This is a genomic window from Pseudonocardia endophytica (assembly GCF_004339565.1).
In the GTDB taxonomy this organism is placed as follows: domain Bacteria; phylum Actinomycetota; class Actinomycetes; order Mycobacteriales; family Pseudonocardiaceae; genus Pseudonocardia; species Pseudonocardia endophytica.
In genome coordinates, this window is record NZ_SMFZ01000002.1 from 1,891,599 (window position 1) to 1,911,979 (window position 20,381).

Annotated in this window: 20 protein-coding genes; 7 read left to right on the forward strand and 13 right to left on the reverse strand. The window is 74.0% G+C overall.

Translation table 11 applies throughout. From position 1 onward, the window contains the following. Positions 1 to 34 precede the first annotated feature (34 nt). Both EV378_RS27720 and EV378_RS27725 read left to right on the forward strand, forming a co-directional pair. Positions 35 to 787, forward strand: coding sequence for an SDR family NAD(P)-dependent oxidoreductase (locus EV378_RS27720; protein WP_132430331.1), 753 nt, complete (start codon positions 35 to 37; stop codon positions 785 to 787). 68 nt (positions 788 to 855) lie between these two features. Further along, positions 856 to 1,206, forward strand: a complete 351-nt coding sequence (locus EV378_RS27725; RefSeq protein WP_132430332.1) for a hypothetical protein — start codon at positions 856 to 858, stop codon at positions 1,204 to 1,206. Position 1,207: 1 nt separating this feature from the next. On the opposite strand, the gene EV378_RS27730 is transcribed toward EV378_RS27725, so the two are convergent. The 6 genes from EV378_RS27730 to EV378_RS27755 form a co-directional block, all read right to left on the reverse strand. After that, positions 1,208 to 1,963 (reverse strand): maleylpyruvate isomerase family mycothiol-dependent enzyme, encoded by a 756-nt coding sequence (locus tag EV378_RS27730; RefSeq protein WP_132430333.1) that lies wholly within the window; start codon positions 1,961 to 1,963, stop codon positions 1,208 to 1,210. A gap of 55 nt (positions 1,964 to 2,018) precedes the next feature. After that, a complete protein-coding gene (locus EV378_RS27735; protein ID WP_132430334.1) occupies positions 2,019 to 5,288 on the reverse strand; it encodes an ATP-binding protein in 3,270 nt (1,089 codons plus the stop codon). Further along, a complete protein-coding gene (locus tag EV378_RS27740) occupies positions 5,281 to 6,318 on the reverse strand; it encodes a cyclic nucleotide-binding domain-containing protein (RefSeq protein WP_132430335.1) in 1,038 nt (345 codons plus the stop codon). Before EV378_RS27740 ends, EV378_RS27735 begins: the two co-directional genes overlap by 8 nt. 43 nt (positions 6,319 to 6,361) lie before the next feature. After that, a complete protein-coding gene (locus EV378_RS27745; RefSeq protein ID WP_132430336.1) occupies positions 6,362 to 6,712 on the reverse strand; it encodes a TraR/DksA family transcriptional regulator in 351 nt (116 codons plus the stop codon). 142 nt (positions 6,713 to 6,854) lie between these two features. Beyond that, entirely contained in the window at positions 6,855 to 7,322 is a 468-nt protein-coding gene (locus tag EV378_RS27750) for a nuclear transport factor 2 family protein (protein ID WP_132430337.1), read from the reverse strand. Positions 7,323 to 7,352: 30 nt separating this feature from the next. Continuing rightward, the gene (locus EV378_RS27755) at positions 7,353 to 8,684 is read right to left on the reverse strand and encodes an MFS transporter (protein WP_132430338.1); all 1,332 of its coding nucleotides are present in this window, start codon (positions 8,682 to 8,684) and stop codon (positions 7,353 to 7,355) included. Positions 8,685 to 8,816: 132 nt separating this feature from the next. Between EV378_RS27755 and EV378_RS35590 the strand changes: the two genes are divergently transcribed. The 3 genes from EV378_RS35590 to EV378_RS27765 all read left to right on the forward strand — a co-directional run bounded on the left by EV378_RS35590 (position 8,817) and on the right by EV378_RS27765 (position 10,692). Beyond that, positions 8,817 to 8,984 carry a hypothetical protein gene (locus EV378_RS35590; protein WP_165922507.1) on the forward strand — a complete coding sequence of 56 codons (168 nt, stop codon included), beginning with the start codon at positions 8,817 to 8,819 and terminating at the stop codon, positions 8,982 to 8,984. Positions 8,985 to 8,996: 12 nt separating this feature from the next. Next, complete coding sequence (locus tag EV378_RS27760) at positions 8,997 to 9,932, forward strand: serine hydrolase (protein ID WP_132430339.1); 936 nt, start codon at positions 8,997 to 8,999, stop codon at positions 9,930 to 9,932. Between the two features lie 172 nt (positions 9,933 to 10,104). Next, positions 10,105 to 10,692: a chorismate mutase gene (locus tag EV378_RS27765; protein ID WP_132430340.1), complete on the forward strand. Its 588-nt coding sequence runs from the start codon at positions 10,105 to 10,107 to the stop codon at positions 10,690 to 10,692. A gap of 43 nt (positions 10,693 to 10,735) precedes the next feature. On the opposite strand, the gene EV378_RS27770 is transcribed toward EV378_RS27765, so the two are convergent. The 5 genes from EV378_RS27770 to EV378_RS27790 form a co-directional block, all read right to left on the reverse strand. Beyond that, the gene (locus tag EV378_RS27770) at positions 10,736 to 11,770 is read right to left on the reverse strand and encodes a class I SAM-dependent methyltransferase (RefSeq protein WP_165922508.1); all 1,035 of its coding nucleotides are present in this window, start codon (positions 11,768 to 11,770) and stop codon (positions 10,736 to 10,738) included. A gap of 68 nt (positions 11,771 to 11,838) precedes the next feature. Next, positions 11,839 to 12,336: a beta-class carbonic anhydrase gene (locus tag EV378_RS27775; RefSeq protein ID WP_132430342.1), complete on the reverse strand. Its 498-nt coding sequence runs from the start codon at positions 12,334 to 12,336 to the stop codon at positions 11,839 to 11,841. A gap of 212 nt (positions 12,337 to 12,548) precedes the next feature. Further along, the gene (locus EV378_RS27780) at positions 12,549 to 12,914 is read right to left on the reverse strand and encodes a hypothetical protein (RefSeq protein ID WP_132430343.1); all 366 of its coding nucleotides are present in this window, start codon (positions 12,912 to 12,914) and stop codon (positions 12,549 to 12,551) included. A 292-nt stretch (positions 12,915 to 13,206) separates the two neighbouring features. Beyond that, positions 13,207 to 14,229 carry a DNA polymerase IV gene (locus tag EV378_RS27785; protein WP_132430344.1) on the reverse strand — a complete coding sequence of 341 codons (1,023 nt, stop codon included), beginning with the start codon at positions 14,227 to 14,229 and terminating at the stop codon, positions 13,207 to 13,209. A gap of 1 nt (position 14,230) precedes the next feature. Beyond that, positions 14,231 to 14,755 carry a hypothetical protein gene (locus EV378_RS27790; protein WP_132430345.1) on the reverse strand — a complete coding sequence of 175 codons (525 nt, stop codon included), beginning with the start codon at positions 14,753 to 14,755 and terminating at the stop codon, positions 14,231 to 14,233. 274 nt (positions 14,756 to 15,029) lie between these two features. Between EV378_RS27790 and EV378_RS27795 the strand changes: the two genes are divergently transcribed. Beyond that, complete coding sequence (locus tag EV378_RS27795) at positions 15,030 to 15,473, forward strand: hypothetical protein (protein WP_132430346.1); 444 nt, start codon at positions 15,030 to 15,032, stop codon at positions 15,471 to 15,473. Positions 15,474 to 15,550: 77 nt separating this feature from the next. Then, the gene (locus EV378_RS27800; RefSeq protein ID WP_165922509.1) at positions 15,551 to 16,516 is read left to right on the forward strand and encodes an NADPH:quinone oxidoreductase family protein; all 966 of its coding nucleotides are present in this window, start codon (positions 15,551 to 15,553) and stop codon (positions 16,514 to 16,516) included. Positions 16,517 to 16,520: 4 nt separating this feature from the next. Here EV378_RS27800 and EV378_RS27805 read toward each other — a convergent pair whose 3' ends face one another. Both EV378_RS27805 and EV378_RS27810 read right to left on the reverse strand, forming a co-directional pair. After that, a complete protein-coding gene (locus EV378_RS27805) occupies positions 16,521 to 18,224 on the reverse strand; it encodes a hypothetical protein (RefSeq protein WP_132430348.1) in 1,704 nt (567 codons plus the stop codon). A 219-nt stretch (positions 18,225 to 18,443) separates the two neighbouring features. Continuing rightward, on the reverse strand, positions 18,444 to 20,318 hold the full coding sequence (locus EV378_RS27810; RefSeq protein WP_132430349.1) for a BCCT family transporter: 1,875 nt from the start codon (positions 20,316 to 20,318) through the stop codon (positions 18,444 to 18,446). Between the last annotated feature and the right edge of the window lie 63 nt (positions 20,319 to 20,381).

The window sequence follows — 20,381 nt, forward strand, 5'->3', positions numbered from 1 at the left end:
GGTCAAACTACAACCGCAACGTTGGAGATGGGCAATGGACGTGAACCTGTCCGGCAAGGTCGTCGTAGTCACCGGCGCGGCGCAGGGCATCGGGCGCGCGCTGGCGCTCGGGCTGGCCGCCGAGGGTGCGCGGGTCGGCGTGCTCGCCCGCGACGGGAAGCGGGCACAGGCCGTCGTCGACGAGATCGAGGCTCTCCCCGGCGAGGCCCTCGCGCTGGAGGCCGACGCGGCCGACGAGACGGCCGTCGCCGCCGCCGTCGATCTCGTGGACCGGACGTGGGGCGGGCTCGACGGTCTGGTCAACAACGCCGGGCGGATGCGTACCGGCATGCCGGTGCTGGACACCGACGTCGCGGAGCTGGGTGAGATCCTGCGGTCCAACCTGGTCAGCGCCGTGGTGTGCACGAAGCGGTTCGCGCCGCTGATGATCCGCTCCGGCGGCGGCCGGATCGTCTACCTGTCGTCGGCGGCGTCGTTGCAGGCCAACGCCGGCGGTTCGGCGTACGCGGGTGCGAAGGCCGCGATCAACTCGCTGGCGGCGATCGTCCACACCGAACTCGCCGGCCATGGCGTCCGCACGACGGCGCTCGTGCCGGGGCTGACCGTGACGCCGGGCATGCGCGAGGTCGTCACCGACGAGCACCTCGAGCGCGTCGCGTCCCGCTATCCGGGCGGCCGGGTCGGGCAGCCGGAGGACCTGGTCGGTCTCGTGACGTTCCTGTGCAGCGACGTGGCCGCGCACGTGTCCGGGTCGGTCCTGGCCGTCCGGCCCCCTGTCGACCGGTGAGCGCGGCCACCCTGCCGTGTGAGATGTCCGGTCTGTCCCGATCCGTCCGTACCGAGTAGCGTCGTCGTGTGCTGACCGCCGGTCCGACGACCCTGCCGCGAGCGCGACTGCTCGTCCGGGACGTCGTGTGCTCGGTCGTCGCGCTCGTGCTCGCCGGGGCGGTCGTCGCGGTCGGTGTGACGGTGGCCGTGCTGCTGGCCGCCCATCCGCCGGCGAGCGCGACGGGTGCGCTGGTGTCCGTCGGCGGGCCGGTGGTGGTGGCGATCGCGGCCGGGTTCGCCGGGCTCGCGGTCACGATCGTCCGGATCGTGGACCGGCGGGCGTCCTGGCCGTTCGCGCTGGCCACGTTCGTGGTGTGCGCGCTCGCCGTCGGGGTCGCCGGGTACGCGGCGTCCGGCTACCTCCCCGGTCTCGGCTGACTCAGGGGCCCGGCACGTACTGCTTGAACCGCGCGGCGAGCTCGGTGTCACCCTCGACGGTCAGGCCGGGCGCGTCCACCGGGATCCGGCCCAGCACGTAGAGCAGCACGTCGGAGTCCGAGCCGCGCACGGTCGCCGTCGGCGTCGCCTCCGGATCGGCGGCCCAGCTCCCGCCGGACGCCGCGATCCGCAGGTCCACCGACGGACCGGCGGCGGCGAGCACGGCGCCGTCGGGCGCTCCGGACCCGTTCGACGCGAGCAGCGGCACGAACGCGGCGAGGCTCGTCGCGGTCGCGGCGACGACGTCCGGCGCCAGCACGTCCGGCTCGCCGAGCGCGTGCGCGAGGTCGGAGCCGTGCACGCCGGCCTCCATCACGAACACGGTCAACGCCATCGGCAGCGGCACCGGGCCGTACGGCATCGGGGCCTGGGCGTCCTCGTCCTCCGGCGTCAGCGCGCCGATCCCGGTGACCAGGTCGGCCGCCGCGGCACGCAGTGCGGTGGTCAGCACGGACACCCCGGCCGACGGCGTCACCGTCGTCCCGTCGGCAGGGGTGTCCCGACGGGCGCGGGCGCCGGACACGGCGTCGGCCTCCATCGACACGCCCCACACGGTGTGGCGGACGAGGTCGGCGACCGTCCAGCCCGCGCACCGCGTCGGGCGGTCCCAGCCCGCCGGGTCGAGCGCGTCGAGACGGTCCAGCGTGTCGGTCCACTCGCGGGCCAGCGCCGTCCGGGCCGTCGCGGTGTCGAGCATGTCGCTCCTCTCGCTGTGCCGAAGGGCCGGAGTCGACGGCCGCCCGGTAAGCCTCTCAGGAGATCAACGCCGGCAGGCCCAGCCGGTCGGCCGCTCCGGTCGCGGCGCGGGTCAGTTCGCCGGCGCGTTCCGGGTCGCCGCGCAGTGCGGACGCCAGCGCGACCCGTCCGCGCACCGCCCACCCGTGCGCCCCGAGCCGCTCGTTGGCGGCGATCCCGCGGCGCAGGTGCCCGACCGCGGCGTCCGTGCGGCCCGCGGTCGCGGCGGCCAGGCCGAGGAAGTGGTCCGCCGCGCCGACGCACGCCGCGCCGGACCCGAGCACGACGACGTGCCCCGCCCACGGTGCCAGCAGCGGCAGCAGCGCTGTCGCCGCGGCCGCGTGGCCGGTCCGGTGGGCGGCGTCCGCGCCGAGGCAGAGCTGGTGCAGCCGGGCCAGGTCGTCCGGGACGGCGGCGAACCGGTCGGCGGCGCGCAGGTCCAGCTCCGCGCGCGCGTCGGCCGTCCGCCCGGCGAGGGCCCACGCGTACGCCAGCGCCGCCGACCAGCGTCCGCGCACCGGCGGCCCGCCGCGGGCGGTCGCGTCCGCGACGGCCGCCTCGATCCGGGGCAGCGTCGTCGCCGTCACGCCGTGGTCGGCGGCGAACAGGAGCAGCTGCATCGCGTGCACCTGGCCCGCGTCCGCGTACCCCCAGCGGTCGCCCTGCTCGCGGAACTCCTCGAGCGCCGTCCCGGCGTCCCGGTCGGCGGCGAGCAACGCCCGCATCGCCGTCCACATCGACGGGTACCAGGAGAACATCGGCCTGCCCAGCGCGTGCACGAGCGCGGTGGCCGTCGCCTGCTCGGCGGCCGCGGCGTCGCCGTCGCCGTGCTCCAGCAGGTCGACCATCCGCAGCCGTGACGCGTCCAGCTCGGTCTCCGGGTCGCCGTCGCGGCGCGCCTCGGCGGCGGCACCGGTCGAGGCCTCCAGCCGGTCGGCCAGGCCGTCCGGTCCGGACCGGGTGGTGCGCCAGGCCAGCAGCGCGACGGCCAGCGCGCCCGCGTCGTCGTCGGCGCGCGCGACCTCGAGCGCCTCCGCGCACGTGCGCGCGGCGCCGTCGGCGTCCCCGGCGTAGTAGCGGGCCTGGCCGAGTGCCGCGAGCACCCGGGAGCGCCACGGCCGCGGCGCCCGTTCCGCGGCCCGTTCCAGGAGCCCGATGCCGCGCTCACCGGCCCCGTCGCCGTCGCGCACGAGCCGCCCGGCCAGCATCGCCTGCTCGTGCCCGAGCGCGGCGTCCACCAGCACCGACGCGTCGTCAGGGGCCGCGTCCACGGCGCGGGCGAACGTACGGGCGGCGTCGTCCATCGCGCCGGCCCGTCGCAGTCCCTCCGCCAGGCCGAGCAGCCGCCGGGAGAGTTCCGGGTCGTCGTCCGGGGTGAGCGCGACGGCTCGGCCGAGCAGCTGCACCGCCCGCTGCGGCGACGACGACAGGTGCAGCGCCGCCGCCCGCTCCAGCCAGTCGGCGGCCTCCGCGGCCAGTGCGTCCCGCGCGGCCCGGTCACGCAGCGACGGCGCGGCCCGGCACGCCTCGTCGAGGTGCGTCGCGATCAGGTCGACGACGCCCGCGAACGGCTCGCGGTCCTGCGCCCACCGCGCGAACCGCAGGTGCAGCGACGCGCGTTCGGCCCGCGCCAGCGACGCGTACGCGACGTCGCGCAGCACGCCGTGGCGGTAGGTGTAGGAGTCCGAGTCGACCGGGTCGTCGTGCGGGCCGACCAGCACGCCCGCCCCGGCCAGCCGGGTCAGCGACTCGCCGGGCTCGCGGATGCCGAGGTCCGGGACCGCCCGCGCGGGGAACGTGCGGCCGGGCACCGAGCCGGTGGTGACGAGCAGGCGCTGCTCCGGCGGCAGGCCGTCGAGCTGGCCGAGGTAGATGGCGTGCACGGACAGCGGGAGCGCCGTGACGGCGTCGGTGCCGGCGAACACCCACCCGTCCGGAGCCGCCGTGAGCGTCCCGGACTGCACCCAGGAGCGGACGAGCTCCTCCACGAACAGCGGGTTCCCACCGGACGCCGTGGCCACCGCGTCCCGCACGCCGTCCGGTAGCACGCCCGGCCCGGTCAGCGCGTCGAGCAGCGCCAGCGTGCCCGCCCGGCCCACCGGGTCGAGGTGCAGCAGCGCGTCCCCGCTCCAGCCGATCAGCTCGGTGGCCGCCGGCCGCCCGGCGCACACCACCAGCGGGCTGCGGGGCCGGTTCGTGACGTGCGTGAGGAAACCGACCAGGTCCGGGCCGACGAGGTGGGCGTCGTCGATGATCCAGACCGCGTCCGCCTCGGCCGCGTTCGCCTCCAGCACGATCGTCCAGGACGCGTAGAGGTCCTCCGGCGTCGCGTCCAGCGGTCGCCCGTCCAGCAACGCGCGCAGGAACCCGGCCGCGCGCTCCTCCCGCGGCCCCGGTTCGGCACCGCGGGCCAGGTGACGTGCCGTCTCCGGTCCGGCCACGATCCCGCCGGCGCGCATCAGCCCGGCGATCGGCTCGTAGCCGCTGCCCGGCGTGGCCGGGACGCGGGTGTAGCGCACCGGCCTGCCGGCCGCGCCTGCCCGCTCCGCGAACTCCTGGACGAGCCGGGTCTTGCCGACGCCCGGTGGCGCGACCACCAGCCGTCGTCGCGGACCGGGCTCGTCGAGTGCGGTCCCGAGCAGCGCCAGCTCGCGGGTGCGCCCGACGAGCGCGACCCGCCGTCCGGGACCGGCCGGGCGGTCGTCGCCGGTGCGGGGGCGCACGAACCACGCCGGCACCGGATCGGCCTTGCCCTTGAGCTCCAGCGCCCCGGCGGGCGCGATGTCGAACGCCCCCTCCACCGCGAGCGCCGTCGGTGCGTCCACCAGCACCGACCCCGGGTCGGCGGCGGACTGCAGTCGGGCCGCCGTGTTCACCGGGTCGCCGGTCAGCCGCCAGTCCGCTCCCGGCCCGTGCGTGACGACGACGGCGCCGGTCGTCAGCCCGACCCGGACCTGCAGCACGCCGGTGGCGAGCCCCAGCTCGGTGCCGAGCGCCGCCACCGCGTCCACGACGGCGAGTCCGGCCGCGACCGCGTCCGCCGCGTCCTGTCCGCCGGCCTGCGGCACGCCGAACGCCCCGAACACGGCGTCGCCGATGTACTTCTCCACGCGCCCGTGCCGGTCGGTCAGCGCGTCGTGGGCCAGCGCGAAGTAGCGGTCCTGGATGGACGCGACGTCCTCGGGGTCGAGCCGCTCGGACAGCGACGTGAAACCGACCAGGTCGGCGAACAGCAGGGTGACGACGCGGCGCTCGACGCGTACGCGCGCGTCCTGCTCTTCAGCCACGGACCTCGCCGGTGTCCCACGCCGCCAGCCCGTCCTCGCGCCGGTGGCCCTCGCTGATCGCGTGCAGCGCGTCGAACTCGACCGCCTCGGACGGCGCGACGGCGACGCGCACGGCCGTCTCCGCCGTCAGGGTCGCGGTGCGCCTACCCTCGATCAGCCCGCGCTCGCCGAGCACCGAGCCGGGCCCGAGCAGGCCGAGCTCCTGGTCGTCGACGGCTGCCGAGAGCACGCCGTCGAGCACGAGGTAGAGCTCGGCGGCCGGATCGCCCTGACGGGTCAGCGTCTCGCCGCGGGTCAACGTGCGGATCGCCGGCCGGGCGCCGCCGCGCATGATCACGTCGGCGACCTCGCGCTCCAGCGCCGTCTCCACGGCGGACACGAACGCGGGGGAGTCCTGCCCGCCCCACGGGCTGTGCTCGCCGAAGCTGGTCCTCGCCCACTCGGCGAAGTCGGCGACGCCGGACTTCTGGTCCAGCACACCGGACGCGTCGTAGACCCAGTGCCGCGGGAACCGGCTCGCGCCGGCCAGCCGGTGCACGACGCGGCCGTCGGCATGCAGGTCCAGCTCCAGCGTCGTCCACACGAGCGGGCCGCTGACCTGCACGTACGGTGGGTAGGAGACGCGCCGCGGGAACGGCATCGCCGGGCGTCCACCGTAGGTCTGCCGGAACGTCACCCGGGTGTCCGACCCGATCAGCTGCTCGCGCTGGTGCGGCAGCGCGATCGCGGCGAGGCGGGTGGACAGCGGGCCGAACCGCAGCGTCGTGCCGCCCATGACGCCGCGGCTGTCGTCGGAGAACCCGGCGTCGACGATCCTCCCGCCGGACACCTCGGCCCACGCGGAGAGGCGGTTCGCGAAGCGGAAGCGATCTTCGGCGCCCGCGGCGTCCAGCTGCGCAAGAGTGCCCGCGCGGTCCGACGGCGGCTCGTCGTAGTGCGTGACGCCCGTCGTGAAGGACGCCTTCGTCATGCCGGTGACCGCCTCGGACGGGATCCAGCTCACCGACGTCGCCGAGCCGCTGATCAGCACGTCGTGAGCGTAGTGGAGTACGTCCGAACGGTGGGATACGTCATCAGAATCGTGGACGACGACGGCGCTCCGCGCACCGGATGCACGTCGTCGCGGCGGGCAGCGCCTCGAGACGCTCCGGCGCGATCGGGTCGCCGCACGTCGCGCAGAACCCGTACGTTCCGTCGTCGAGCCGCGTCACGGCCCGGTCCAGCTCGGCGATCTCGACGCGGGCCGCCTCCAGCAGGCCCTGCAGCTGCGCCCGCTGCACCGCGATCGTCACGCCCTCCGGATCGTGCTCGTCGTCGTGGCTGGTCAGCGACTGCTGCTCGGCCAGCGACCCGAGCTCGCGCTCCAGCGACGCCGCGCGCTCGGCGACCCGTGCCCGCCCGGCCTCCAGCGTCGTCCGGTCCATGCCGGGTCCAACGCCGGCCGGCCGGTCCCGCGTTCCCGCGCGACGTCACACCCGACGGGTCCGCGGCGCCGAGTGGCGGGTTCGGGCGGTCGGTACCGCCGCAACGTCACACTCGACCGGACACGAGGGTCGGGTGGCGTGTTCAGGCGCCCGGTGCGATCTGCCAGCCGCCCGCGACCTGGACGGCGCGCAGGGTCTGGGTCAGCTGCTTGCCCTTCACCGAGCCGGAGTAGGTCAGCGACGCCGAGGCGCCGTCGACCTTGACGTCGGTGACCGTGATCGTGCGGCCCTGCTCGTCGAGCGCGGTGGCCGCGTCCGTCGCGTAGAGCGCGGCGTAGGACTGCTCGCAGGTCTGGGCCGGGATGTTGCGCTGGTTCAGGTCGGCGACGAGTGCCTTCTTCGCGTCGTCGGTCAGCGACAGGCACGCCGTGGTGAAGTCCCGGCGCAGCAACGCCTGGCTGTAGGCCGTGAACGTCGCGGTGACGGCGTCGCGGGCCTGCGCGGACGCGTCCGGAGCCGGTGGGGCGTCACCGCCGCCTCCGCCGGAGCAGCCGGCCAGCAGGCCGAGCGCCAGCACCGGCGCGGCGAGACGGACGAGGCGGGGGAGCACGGCTCGACCGTACTGCCGCTCGCCGGACGGTCAGCCGTCGGTGTCGCCGGACACCTGCTCGCGCGCGGTACGCCGGAATCCGAGCGCGATCAGGCCGGACATCGCCATCATGACCGCCACCACCCAGAACCCGGCCCGCGCGTTGCCGGTGAGGTCCTGCAGCCAGCCGGAGACGAACGGACCGGCGAACCCGGACAGGTTGCCGAACGAGTTCATCAGCGCGATGCCCGCGGCCGCGCCGACGCCGGTCAGGAACGCGTTCGGCAGCGACCAGAACGGCGGGATCGCCATGAACACGCCGACCGCGCAGACCGTCACGAAGACCATGGTCGTCAGCGGTGACCCGGCCAGCTGCGCCGCGACGATCCCGACGGCGCCGACCAGCGCCGGGATCGCCACGTGCAGCGCCCGCTCGCCGGTGCGGTCGGAGTGCCGCGACCACAGGAACATCGCGATCGACGCCACCGCGTAGGGGATCGCCGTGATCAGTCCGATCTGGACCAGCGAGTACTTCACGCCGTACAGCGCCTGGAACTGCTTGATCACCTCGGGCAGGAAGAAGCCGAGCACGTAGAGACCGAACACGATGCCGAAGTACGTGGCGGCCAGGGCCACCACCCGCCGGTCGGCGAGGCCCGCGCGGATGCCGGTCGTGTGCGGCACCTGCTTCTCGTCCTCGGCGGCGACCGTCGCCTCCAGCGCGGCGGCCTGCTCGCGGGGCAGCCACTTCGCCTTGGACGGCTTGTCCGGCATCAGGAACAGCACCGCGATGCCGACCAGGATCGCCGGGATGCCCTCGACGAAGAACATGAACCGCCACCCGGCGTCGAAGCCGAGGACGCCGTCGCCGTTCTGGATCAGCAGCGTGGACACCGGCCCGCCGATCACCGACGACAGCGGCACGGCGAGGAAGAACAGCGCGACGATCCGGGCGCGGTCGACGCGGGGGAACCAGTAGCTCAGGTACAGGATGATGCCGGGGAAGAAGCCTGCCTCGGCGAACCCGAGCAGGATCCGCACGATGTAGAAGCTGATCTCGCCCTGCACGAACGCCGTCGCGGACGCGACCAGACCCCAGGTGACCATGATCCGCGCGATCCAGAGCCGCGCGCCGACCCGGTGCAGGATGACGTTGCTCGGCACCTCGAAGAAGAAGTAGCCGATGAAGAACAGGCCGGCGCCGAGCCCGAACGCGGCCGCCGACAGGCCCAGGTCGGGGCCCATGGTCAGCTGGGCGAAGCCGACGTTGACGCGGTCCACGTAGTTGAGCAGGTAGGCGAGCCCGAGGATCGGCAGCAGGCGCACGGTGGCGGTCCGGACCGCCGACCTCGTCCGTGGATCGTGTGCGGTGCGTGCGTCCATCTGCTCCCCCTCGAGCGGTGTGCTTGGCGCACAGCAGTCTGCGTGGTGGTCGCCCGCGTGTCACGGGCCGGGGTAGCTGCGCGACGGTGTCACCGACCCGGTCGACCCGCCGGCGGTGGCCCGTGGACCGATGTGCCGGGCGACCCGGACCCGGTCGCCGGGATCGACCGCTACGAGAACGCCGTCGTCGCGATCGTGAAGGACGCCGCGTGGGCCGAGACGATCGTCGGCGGACTCGTCCGGGCGGCGGGCGGTCGAGACCGGGCGCGCCGCGGCGCACGGGCGCGGGCCGACAGGTAGCGTCCCGCGACCGTGGCCGTCGTTCCCCGGGCCGCGGTCCTGATCACCGCACTCGTGACGCTCGTGCTCGCCGGATGCGGCGGCACGCCGACCGTAGCGCCGTCCGCGGCACCCGCGCTGTCGCCCGTCGCACCCTCGTCGGCGCCGGTCACGACGGTGGCGGCATCGTGTACCCCCGTGGCCGGGTTCCCCTGCGAGTGGTCCGAGCGTTTCGCGGCGGCGCAGCGCACGATCGACGGACGCCCGGACGCCCCCGGGTTCGTCGCGGCGACGGTCGTCGACCGCGTCACCGGCGCGACCTGGACGGCGGGCGACGTGGACCGTCCGGGATGGACGGCGTCGACGATCAAGGTGGCGATCGCGACCGATCTGCGCGAGCAGGGTGGCCTGTCCGACGCCGACCGCGCCGACATGGACGCGATGCTGCACTCGTCGGACAACAGGGCAACCGACCGGCTGTGGAAGCGCCACGGCGGCGACGCGATGCTCGACCGGTTCCGCACGACGTTCGGCATGCGCTCGGTCGCGTTCCAGCCCGGCTTCACGTCGAGCACCTACTGGGGCTTCGTGAAGTGCTCGACGGCGGATCTGGCCGCGATGGTCCGCTACGTGCTCGACCGCGCTGCGCCCGCCGACCGCGCGTACCTGGTGGACGCGATGCGCGGCGTCGCGGGCAACCAGCACTGGGGCGTGTGGGCCGCCGGCGCCGACCAGCGACCCGGCACGAAGGACGGCTGGTCGCAGGAGCGCGACGACTGGGGCGAGCACTGGGTGACGGCGACCGCCGGGTTCGCGGGGCCGGACGAGCGCTACGTCGTGGCCGTGACCGACCAGCAGCCCTCGCCCGGCACGCTGCCCGGCGGCGTGCGCACCGTCTCCGACGTCGTCGCGCAGCTGTTCGGGCAGCCGGTACCGGCGCCGGTCACGGTTCCCGAGCCGGATGACTAGTGCCGCATCGCGACACGTTCGGCACCGATCTCGGAGGCCCGGGCGCCCGCAGGCGGCGTTGCCGCCCGTGCGACGACGCCCGGTAGGAGCTGCGGGCTGCGCCGTGCCTGCGAACGCCTGGATCCGCCGATCCCGGCACCGACGTTGCGCGACACGGCACTAGTCTCGACGGGTGATCCGCTGTCGTTCGGTTGCTGGAGCCGTCCTGCTGCTCGCGCTGCTCGCGGGCTGCAGCGGGACGCCGCCGCTGAGCCAGGGACCGCTGCCCGAGGACGGCGGGCAGGGTCTCGACCGGATCGTGGCGCTGGCCGCCCGACGGGTCGTCGTGTCCGACCAGGTCGCCGCCGCGAAGGTGGGCACCGGGCAGCCGGTGACCGACCCGCCCCGCGAGGCCGCCGTGATCGCGGCCGCGCGCACCGAGGCGGAGAAGGACCGCGTCGACCCGGAGTGGGCCGCCCGGGTGTTCACCGACCAGATCGCGGCCAGCACGCAGGTCCAGAACGACCTGCTGAGGCAGTGGACCGACCGCCCGGACACGAAGCCCGCGCAGCGACCGGCCCTGGCGACGATCCGTCCCGAGCTGGACCGGATCGGCACCGAGCTCGTGGCGGCCATGGCGCAGGCGGCTCCGGCGCGCTCGCACGAGGCGTGCGCCGGGCGACTGGCGCAGGCGGCCGTCGACGCGGCGAAGCCGCTGGACGACGTGCACAGGTCGGCGCTCGGCCTGTCCCTCACGTCGGTGTGCGCGTCGTCGGGCTGACCGCTCCGACCCGGCAGCGCCCGACCGGTCAGGGCTCGACCTCTCAGCGCTCGACCACCAGCAGCGCGGACAGCGAGTGCGCCGTGCCGAGGCCGCTCTGCATGCCGTGCTCCAGCGCCTGCAGGGACCGGGCCAGCGCGACCCGGCCCGCGGGCGTCGTGCCCAGCTCCCGCTCCAGCGACCGCGCATCCACGAGACGGGCGTTCCACGCGTCGGTGAACCGGCCGAAGAACCGGCGCACGGCGTCGGGGGCGTGGCCGTCCGGAACGCGCATCGCGAGGTCACCGACGTCGAGCGCGACGTCGCCGTCGTAGAGCCGGTTGACCAGCGTCCGGTACGGCCGGACGTCCGGGGCGAACTCGGCCGTCGCGGTGTGCCTGCCGACGGCGACCGAACGGTCGTGGAACGCGGCCGTCGCGATCCGTGCTCCGGCGTCCGCGGCGGCGCCGCCGATCGCCGACCACAGGCTCTCCCGCGAGTGGAACGTCATCTCGCTGTGCAGCACGTCGTCGGTGCCGGCGAAGAACGACATCGCGTACCGCCACGTCGCGCGGTCCCAGTTCGGTGTCCATTCCAGCGAGAACCGCCCCAGCACGTCGACGACGGCGGCGCACCGGTGCCCGCGCGGTACGGCGGCGAACAACGCGGCGAGAGCCGCGCGGAACTCGTCCGGTCGCAGGTGGGAGAACGGCACGCCGGTGGAGAGCACGAGATCGAACGGACCGTCCTGGAGCGGCTCCCGTACGTCGTGCCGCGTGAACGCGACACCCGGGCGGCCGTCGTGCAGCTCCGTCGCCGTCTCGACCATGTCCGGGTCGGTGTCGATGCCGAGGTAGTCGACCTCGGCCGGGCCGACCGTCTCGCCGAGCAGGCGCAGGGCGTCGCCGGTCCCGGCGCCGACGTCGAGCACCCGCAGCGGACCTCCGTGCCCGGGCGGCCCGAGCGCGTCCAGCACCGCGGCGATCATGCCGCGTGTCGCCGGCTCCTCCCAGTGCCGTTTGACCGCGTCCCGGCGGTCCTCGGAGAGGTAGTGCGCCGTGGCGCCCGCGTACGACGTGGACGGACGGGGTTCGGTCAACGGTCCTCCGGAGGTCGGCGACATGAACCGGCCCGGCACCCGTGTACGGGGCCGGGCCGGTGACGACGCTAGCCGATCTGGAGGACCTCGTTGAGCTTTCCGGTCGCGACGTCGAACACGAAGCCGCGCACCGAGTCCTTGTGCGGGACGAACGGGTTCGCCTTGATCCGGGCGATCGACTGGCGGACGTCGGCGTCCACGTCCCCGAACGCCTCGGCGGCCCACTCCGGCTTGATGCCGGTCTCGTCCTGGATGGACTTCTTGAAGCCGTCGTCGGTGAACGTGAGCATGCCGCAGTCGGTGTGGTGGATCAGGATGATCTCGGTCGTGCCGAGCAGGCGCTGGCTGATCGCGAGCGAGCGGATCTCGTCGTCGGTGATCACGCCGCCCGCGTTGCGGATGACGTGCGCCTCGCCCTCGTTCAGGCCGAGCGCGCCGTAGACGTTGAGCCGCGCGTCCATGCAGGCGACGACGGCGACGCCCTTCGACGGCGGCAGCGGCAGCGGGCCGGAGAAGCCCGCGGCGTAGGTGGCGTTGTTGGCGAGCAGGTCGTCCGTGACGGACATGGGAACTCCAGGATGACGACGTCGCGGGCACGTGCCCACGACTCAGGGGTGGGTCACGAGAGGCCGCGCGGCGGCCGGGGATCAGCCGCGCTACGCGGCCGTGCGACAGAACTCGTCGAACTGCACGACGCGACGGCTGGGCCAGAACGGCTCGAGCCAGGTGCGCATCACGGCATGAGTGAACCGCGTGCGGATGCCGGGCGCAAGCGCCGTCACCGGGCGAGCCACGTGTGTGCCGTGCGCCGGGATACGCCCAGCGCATCGGCCATCGTGGAGATCTCCAGGCCACGACGTCGACCGTCGGCGAGAAGATCACGTTGACGTTCCCGGTCGCCCGCTGCGGCCGCCGCCCGCATCTCGTCGAGCAGCGCCTCGGCCTCCGGCCCCGCACCCGCGCGACTGTGCCCGGCGCCGGGGCGCGGGAACGCCCGCACCTCGTCGGCGTCCCAGAGTCTGCGACGTCCGTCGGTCCCGTCCAGCGGTGCGGGTGCCTGCCCGCGGCTGACGTACCCCAGGAACGTCGGCGTCTTCACACCCCAGAACTCCGCACACTCCGCGCTGGTCCAGGTCTCGCCCACGCCTCCGACCCTACGAGGCCGCCGACCTCCGGGACGAGCGCGGCACCCGTGCCGATGATGCGCACGGATGTCACATTCGGCGCGGGTGCGCGGGTACGCACGGTCGCGTACGGGCGGCGTGGCGAGCGCTGATCCGCAGAACGCGCGCCCGTTCGGTGGACGCACGCGTCCGGGCGCGTGCGTTCTCCGCAGGCGTGCGCGTCTGCCGGATCACCGCGCGGCTCGGTGGGGCCGAGCGGGTTCGCGCGCGGCGTGGCGAGTGGACGGAGTGGCGGTGGGAGCGGCGGCGCCGTCAGGCCTCGACGAACTCGGCGCGGACGCCCAGCAGGCGGACCGGGCGGGTCGGGGCCAGTTCGTCGAGGAGCGTCGTGGCGATCGCGGCGATGGCGTGCCCGTCGCGGCCGGGGAGCTCGATCGGGGCGCTGCGGGTGCGGGTGTGGAAGCCGGTCGTGCGCACCTTCGCGCCGACGCGGGCGACGTCGCGGTCCTCGAACGCCACGTCCTCGGCCACGCGGTGGGCCAGCTCGACGATCTCCGCGCGCAGCACGTCCTGGTCCGTGATGTCCTCGGCGAACGTCGTCTCCCGGCTGCGCGAGCGCGGGACGTACCGGCCGGTCTCCAGCTCCGTGCGGCCCATCCCGCGCGCGAGCGACACGTAGTACGGCCCCATCCGCGGCCCCAGACGGGCCGCGACGACACCCGGGCGCGACTCGGCCAGCTCGGTGACGGTCGTGATGCCGAGCTCGGCGAGCTTGGCCGCCGTCTTCGCACCGAGCCCCGGCAGCGCGTCCGTCGGACGCGCGCCCATCGTCGCGAACCAGTTCCGCGCGGTCAGCTCGTGGATCCCGCCGGGCTTGGCGAATCCGGTCGCTGTCTTCGCCTTCAGGGTGTTGTCCCCGATGCCGACCGCGCAGGACAGACCGGTGCGTGAACGGACGTCGTGCCGGATGCGCTCGGCCAGTGCGCGTGGGTCGCCGTCGGTGCCGACCCACGCCTCGTCCCAGCCGATCACCTCGACCGGCTCTCCGGTGGCCCGCAGGGTGTCCATGACGTCGTCGGAGACCGACTCGTAGTACGGCTTGTCGGCGGGCAGGAAGACCGCGTCTGGCAGGCGGCGGCGGGCGAGGCGCATCGGCGTCCCGGACGTGACGCCGTGCGCGCGGGCCTCGTAGGACGCGGTCGCCACGACCGTCCGTTCGCCGGGAGCGCCCGTCCCGCCGACGACGAGCGGCCGCCCGGCCAGCTCCGGGTGGCGCAGGATCTCCGCCGCGGCGAGGAACTGGTCGAGGTCGACGTGCAGGATCCAGCGGGACACGTCAGCCGGGGGAGGCCAGCGCGGCCGCGACCCACCGCAGCGACGAGCGGTCGGTGCACGTCGCGAGCAGCTCGGCCTGCTCGGTCGTCGCGCCGTCCGGGACGCGGCCCTCGAACGCGGCGCGCAGCGCGTCCGGGTCGGTGGACGGCTCGCCGGGCAGCGTCGACGACGGGCCGGCCAGCGCGAGCTCCGCGACGAGCAGGCGGAACGCCCGGAACCCGATCACCCGCATCCCCGCGGACAGGGGAGGGGACCAGGCCGGCTCGGGAGTCGCCCCGGCGACCGTCACCGACGACACGCTGATCACCCCGCCGTCCAGCAGCGCCCACGCGTCGACGGAGGGCAGGTGCGCTTCGCGCAGGCATGCGGTCGGCAGGTCGTGCGCGGCGAGCCAGCGCCGCAGGCGGGGCCGGACGTCCCACCGGACGTCGAACACGCCGTCGCAGATCTCGGACGCGATCAGCACGTCGGTCCACGACGGGCCCTGTGTGACGGTCTCCCGGTCGTCCTCGAACTGGATCGCCATGTGTGCTCCCCCGCACCCGCTCGGCCGATCCGGGCCGAGGCGCCGCCGGGCACCGTGCGCGGGATCGGAGTCCCAGGATACGGCGGAACGGGCCGGCGTGAACGCCGATTCCCGTGCCGTCACCGTGCCGGGTGACGGGCGTGATCGCGACCGGTGCTCACGGAACGTCACGCATCGACGATGAACACGACACGATCGTGCGACTCCGGACGCTCCCCGTAACGGTGCAGGATGGCCCGTGCGATTCCACAGGTGACGACGACGTGGAGGCGACATGGACGGCAGGCCGGATGCAGCTCCGCTGGACCCGGGCGCGATCCCGCGTCCGCGCGGTGCGGTGGAGCCGATGCCGTCCGTGCCGGCGCCGCGTCCGGTCCCGTCGCGCGGTGTGGTCGACGGCGAACGCGGACGAGTGCTGGCCCGGTACGCCCGGCTCATGCGCAGCGGCCGCCCCGAGGTCTGCCTGCCCGGCCGTCGTGAGCGCATCGCGCTGGACCCCCGGTCGGCCGTGTTCGGCAACGACGGCAAGGTCATCTACCCGGACCGCGACGCCGCCGAGTGCGCGGCCCGCGAACTGGAGGCACTCGGCGGTCGCCCGCAGCGCTCCTACCTGTGCTCCCGTTCCCGCAAGGGCCACTTCCACCTGACGACCGACCACGCCGCGGAGCGTGGTCGGGCCGTCCTGCACGACGCGATCCCGCGCCAGCGCACGCGCTGACGGACGTCCGGGCTCGCACGCCCCGCGCGGCCCGTGATTCGATGCGCACGCCGGTCGGATCCGCGGAAGGGGAGCGCGTGCGCGCAGTGCAGGTCGTCGAGCTGAACGGTCCGTCGTCGGTCCAGGTGACCGACATCGAACCGCCGGAGCGCCCGGACGGACACGTCCTCGTGGACGTCGCCGCGGCGGGCGTCAACTTCCCGGACGTCCTGCTCACCAAGGGCATGTACCAGTACAAGCCGGACCCGCCGTTCACGCTCGGCTCGGAGTGCGCCGGCACGGTGCGCGAGGCGCCGGAGGGGAGCCGGTACGCGGTCGGAGACCGGGTCGTCGCGTTCACGATGTCCGGCGTGTTCGCCGAGACGGTCGCGGTGCCCGAGTGGGCCGTGCTGCCGCTGCCGGACGGCGTGTCGTTCGCCGCGGGCGCGTGCCTGCCGATGAACTACCTGACCGCGCACTTCGCGCTCGCCGTGCGCGGCGACCTGCGCGAGGGCCAGTCGGTGCTCGTGCACGGCGCGGCCGGCGGCATCGGCACGGCCGTGATCCAGATGGCGAAGGCGTTGGGCGCCACGGTGATCGGTGTCGCGTCGTCGCCGGAGAAGCAGGACGTCGCGCGGCAGGCGGGCGCCGACCACGCGATCGGCGTCGACGGCTTCAAGGATGCCGTGAAGGACCTCACCGGCTCCTCCGGTGTGGACGTCGTGGTCGACCCGGTCGGCGGGGACCGGTTCACCGACTCGCTGCGCAGCCTCGCCCCGCTCGGACGGCTGCTGGTCGTCGGGTTCACGGCGGGCGACATCCCGACGGTCAAGGTGAACCGCCTGCTGCTGAACAACATCGACGTCCGCGGCGTCGGCTGGGGAGCGTTCGCGCTGGCCCGGGAAGGCTACGTCGCGTGGGAGTGGGACGAGATGCTGCCGCACATCTCCTCCGGCGCGCTGAACCCGATGATCAGCGGCACGTTCTCCTTCGACAAGGCGGGTGAGGCGCTGTCCCGGATCGACGACCGCGTCGTCACCGGCAAGGTCGTGCTGGAGCCGTAGGACCTCAGCCCGCGGGCTCCAGGTCCCGCTGCAACGGCAGGTGCGCCGGTCCGTCCGGGTGTCCCCGCCGTTGCGCGGGGGCCGTGGGGTCGGTGACGTGCGAGCGGTGCCGGGCGGCGACGGTGCGCCCCGGGGCGCCGGTCTGGCCCAGCGTGTGCAGTGCGAGCGAGCGCAGTGCCGGATCGTCGCAGCGGCGCAGGTAGCGGTCCAGCTCGGCCGCGGCATCCGACGGGTGCCGGGCCTCCGCCCACGCCGTCAGCTCGGCCTCGGCGACCTCGCGGCGCACGCCGGACAGGCGCACACAGACGTACTCGACGTCCTCGTCGGTCAGCTCGCCCGGCTCCGGCACGTGCATGCCCTGCTCGACGAGCATCTGGTGCACCGCCCACACACCCATCGGCGTCAGCGACACGACCGTCGGGTCCGGGTCCTCGCGCTGGGCCACCTCGGCGAGCCGGTCCAGCTCGTCGCCGTCGAGGGTCTCGCCGAGCTCGATCGCGCCGAGCATCTCGCACGCGTCTAGCAGGGCTGTCACGTCGCGGCGCCAGAGCCGCTGCTCGACGTCCCCGGCCAGGTCGTCGACGACGCAGCCGCACTCGGCGTTCACGGTGTCGCGCACGAGCCGGTGGAAGTGCTCCAGCGGGACCGGGCCGCCGCCGGTGGCGTACAGGCTCACCCACAGCATCGGGAACGCCTCGGACATCGACATCCCGAACAGCGACGGCGAGCCGAACACGTCCGTACCGCCGAGGTTGTCGCCGAGCCGCCCGACCGCATCGAACGCCCTCTGCCACAGCTCGATCGGCCGGTCCAGGACACGCGCGGCGCTCTTCACCGGCACCAGCCGACCGCGCACCGGGCGGACCAGGCGCGCCGCACGGGCCCAGCGCAGCAGAAGCGAGACCTCCGGCAGGTCGTCGCTGGTGCGCGCGGAGTCCCGGTAGAGGTGGTCGAGCTGCAGGTGCGCGGCCAGGTCGAGCGCGTCGGTGCGGCCGAGCCGCCCGTCGGAGGTCAGGCGTCGGCCGGCCCGCACCCAGCGCGTCAGGCGCCGCAGGTGGTCCAGCGCGGGGCTCCGCTGCGCGGCCGACACCAGTGTCGCGGCGCCGGGCAGCAGCACCGGCGGGAGGTCGGGTGTCCACTCCGGACGGCCGAGCGGGTCCGACGGCCGGTTGTGCCGTCGCATGATCTCGTCCAGCGCGTGCCGGTCGACGTCCGCCTCGCCCGAGCCCGCGCGGTTCAGGAAGCGCTGCACGGCGACCGGGTCGGCCGGGTCCACGCCGTTGCGCAGCATCTGCACGCCCCAGAACTTGCCGAGGTCGTAGTTGCGCTCGTCCGCGAGCCCGTCGTGCAGCGCGGGCGTGGAGTCGCGCACCTGCTCGTGCAGGTCGGCCGGCGGGGCGGACAGCGTGTCCAGCCACTCGTGGTCGGCCAGGAAGTCGATCAGCGCGTGGAACGCGGGCGGCACGTCCTCCGGCTCGCGCACGGTCACCTTGCGCGGGAACCACATCCCGAGCGCGTCCGCGACGTGTGAGCGGTGCCAGCGGCCCAGACGACGGTCCCGGGCGTACTTGTAGTCGACGGCGGCCGCGACGAGCGACGAGTCGACCTCGACCCGGCGATGCCGGGCCCAGACGTGGAACTGCTCCAGTAGTCCGTGCCGGGCCTCGGCATACCCCTGGTCGTCTCCGGGGGTGAACACGAGACGCATTCGGGCCACTCTGTCAGGTCCCTCCGTGTGCTCGGTTCCGGGGTCGAAATGATCCACTCCGACGCTCCGCGGGCGCTCCCGGACGCCTGCCCGGGCCCTCCACGGGTACAACGAGCGGGTCCGGTCGTGGTCACACCCCGACTTCGTCCGGTCGCGCTCGGCGAGACGAACGGGCCGGGTGGGCGTGATCGCCCACCCGGCCCGTCGGGAGCCCGTGTCTCAGTCGCCGGCGACCGGCGCCTTGCTGCCTCCCGACGTGTCGGGGGAGGAGCCGTCGGCGTCCGGACCGTCCTCGGCGGCCACGACCTCCTCGGTCTCCCCTGGCTCCGTCATCTGGTAGCCGGGGCCGGTTCCGGGACCGTGGTTGGCGTCGTACTCCTCGGCGGTCAGCTCGGCCTTCTTCCCGTCCGGGAACGCCCGGACGCGCAGGTAGAAGTCCGTGCCGTGGCGTGCCGTCGCGTAGTCCACGGCTTGCTCGATGATCTCCGCGCCCTTGACGTCGCGCAGGATCATCGGGTCGCGCCGCAGGTCCTTGGACAGTGCGAAGCACAGCAGGATCATGATCACGACGAACGGGGCCGCGACCAGGATCGTGAGGTTCTGGATGCCGCTCAAGGCGTCCTCGCCGCCGGTGACGAGCATCAGCACCGCGACGGCGCCCATGATCGAACCCCAGAACACCACGATCCACCGGCTCGGCTCGATCGTGCCGCGCTGCGACAGCGTGCCCATGACGATCGACGCCGCGTCCGCACCGGACACGAAGAAGATGCCGACCAGGATCATCACCAGGAGACCGGTGATCGTCGCCAGCGGGTAGGCCTGCAGCACCTCGAACAGCTGGGCGTTCGAGTCCTCGGAGAACACCCGGCCGTCGCCGCCGTCGGCGACCGGCTTGGCCTGTGTGATCGCGGCACCGCCGAAGATGCAGAACCAGACCAGCGACACCATGCTCGGCGCCAGGATCACGCCACCGACGAACTCGCGGATCGTGCGGCCACGGCTGATCCGGGCCAGGAACATGCCGACGAACGGGGTCCAGGAGATCCACCAGGCCCAGTAGAAGACCGTCCACGACGACAGCCAGTCGAGCATCGGCTCGCCGCCGGAGGCCTCGGTGCGGCCGACCATCTCGAAGAAGTCGGTGAAGTAGGCGCCGACCGCCGTCGGGATCAGGTCGAGGATGATCACCGTCGGGCCGAGCACGAACACGAACAGCGCCAGCACGCCCGCGAGCACCATGTTGATGTTCGACAGCCACTGGATGCCGCGCGCCACACCGGAGACCGCGGACAGGATGAACGCCGCGGTGAGCACCACGATGATGATCGCCAGGATCCCCGCGCCGGGCGCCCCGTCGGTCCAGCCGACCGACTGCATGCCGCCGCCGATCTGGTAGGCGCCGAGCCCCAGCGACGCGGCCGACCCGAACAGCGTGGCGAAGATCGCCAGGATGTCGATCGCCTTGCCGACGCCGCCCTCCGCGGCCTTCTTGCCGATCAGCGGGATGAACGCCTGGCTGATCAGCTGGCGGCGGCCCTTGCGGAACGTCGAGTACGCGATGGCCAGGCCGACCACGGCGTAGATCGCCCACGGGTGCAGCGTCCAGTGGAACAACGACGTCGCCATCGCGACGTTCGCCGCGTCCGGCGTCAGCGGCTCGGCGGCTCCCGGCGGGGTGGAGGTCGTGAAGAACGACAGCGGCTCGTTCACGCCGAAGAACATCAGGCCGATGCCCATGCCGGCGCTGAACATCATCGCGATCCAGGACACCGTGCGGAACTCGGGCTTCTCCGCGTCGGTGCCGAGGCGGATCTTGCCGAACTTGCTGAACGCCAGCCAGAGCGCGAAGACGACGAACGCCGTCGCGGCCAGGATGAAGGCCCAGCCGCCGCCGCGCATCAGGCCGTCGAGCAGTGCACTCACGGCGCCGCTCAGCGAGTCGGGACCGATCAGGCCCCAGAGCAGGAAGACTCCGACGACGCCGCCGGCCACGGCGAAGATCGTCCAGTCGGTGCGGGGACGGGGCTCGTCGGCCGCCGTCCCTCCGGGATCGGGGGCGTCGGCCCCCTTCGTGGGTTCCACCTGTGTCATGACTGGATACGCCCGTGCGGGCGCTCCTCCCCTCCGACGTCACAACCGTGCATGAACGGACAA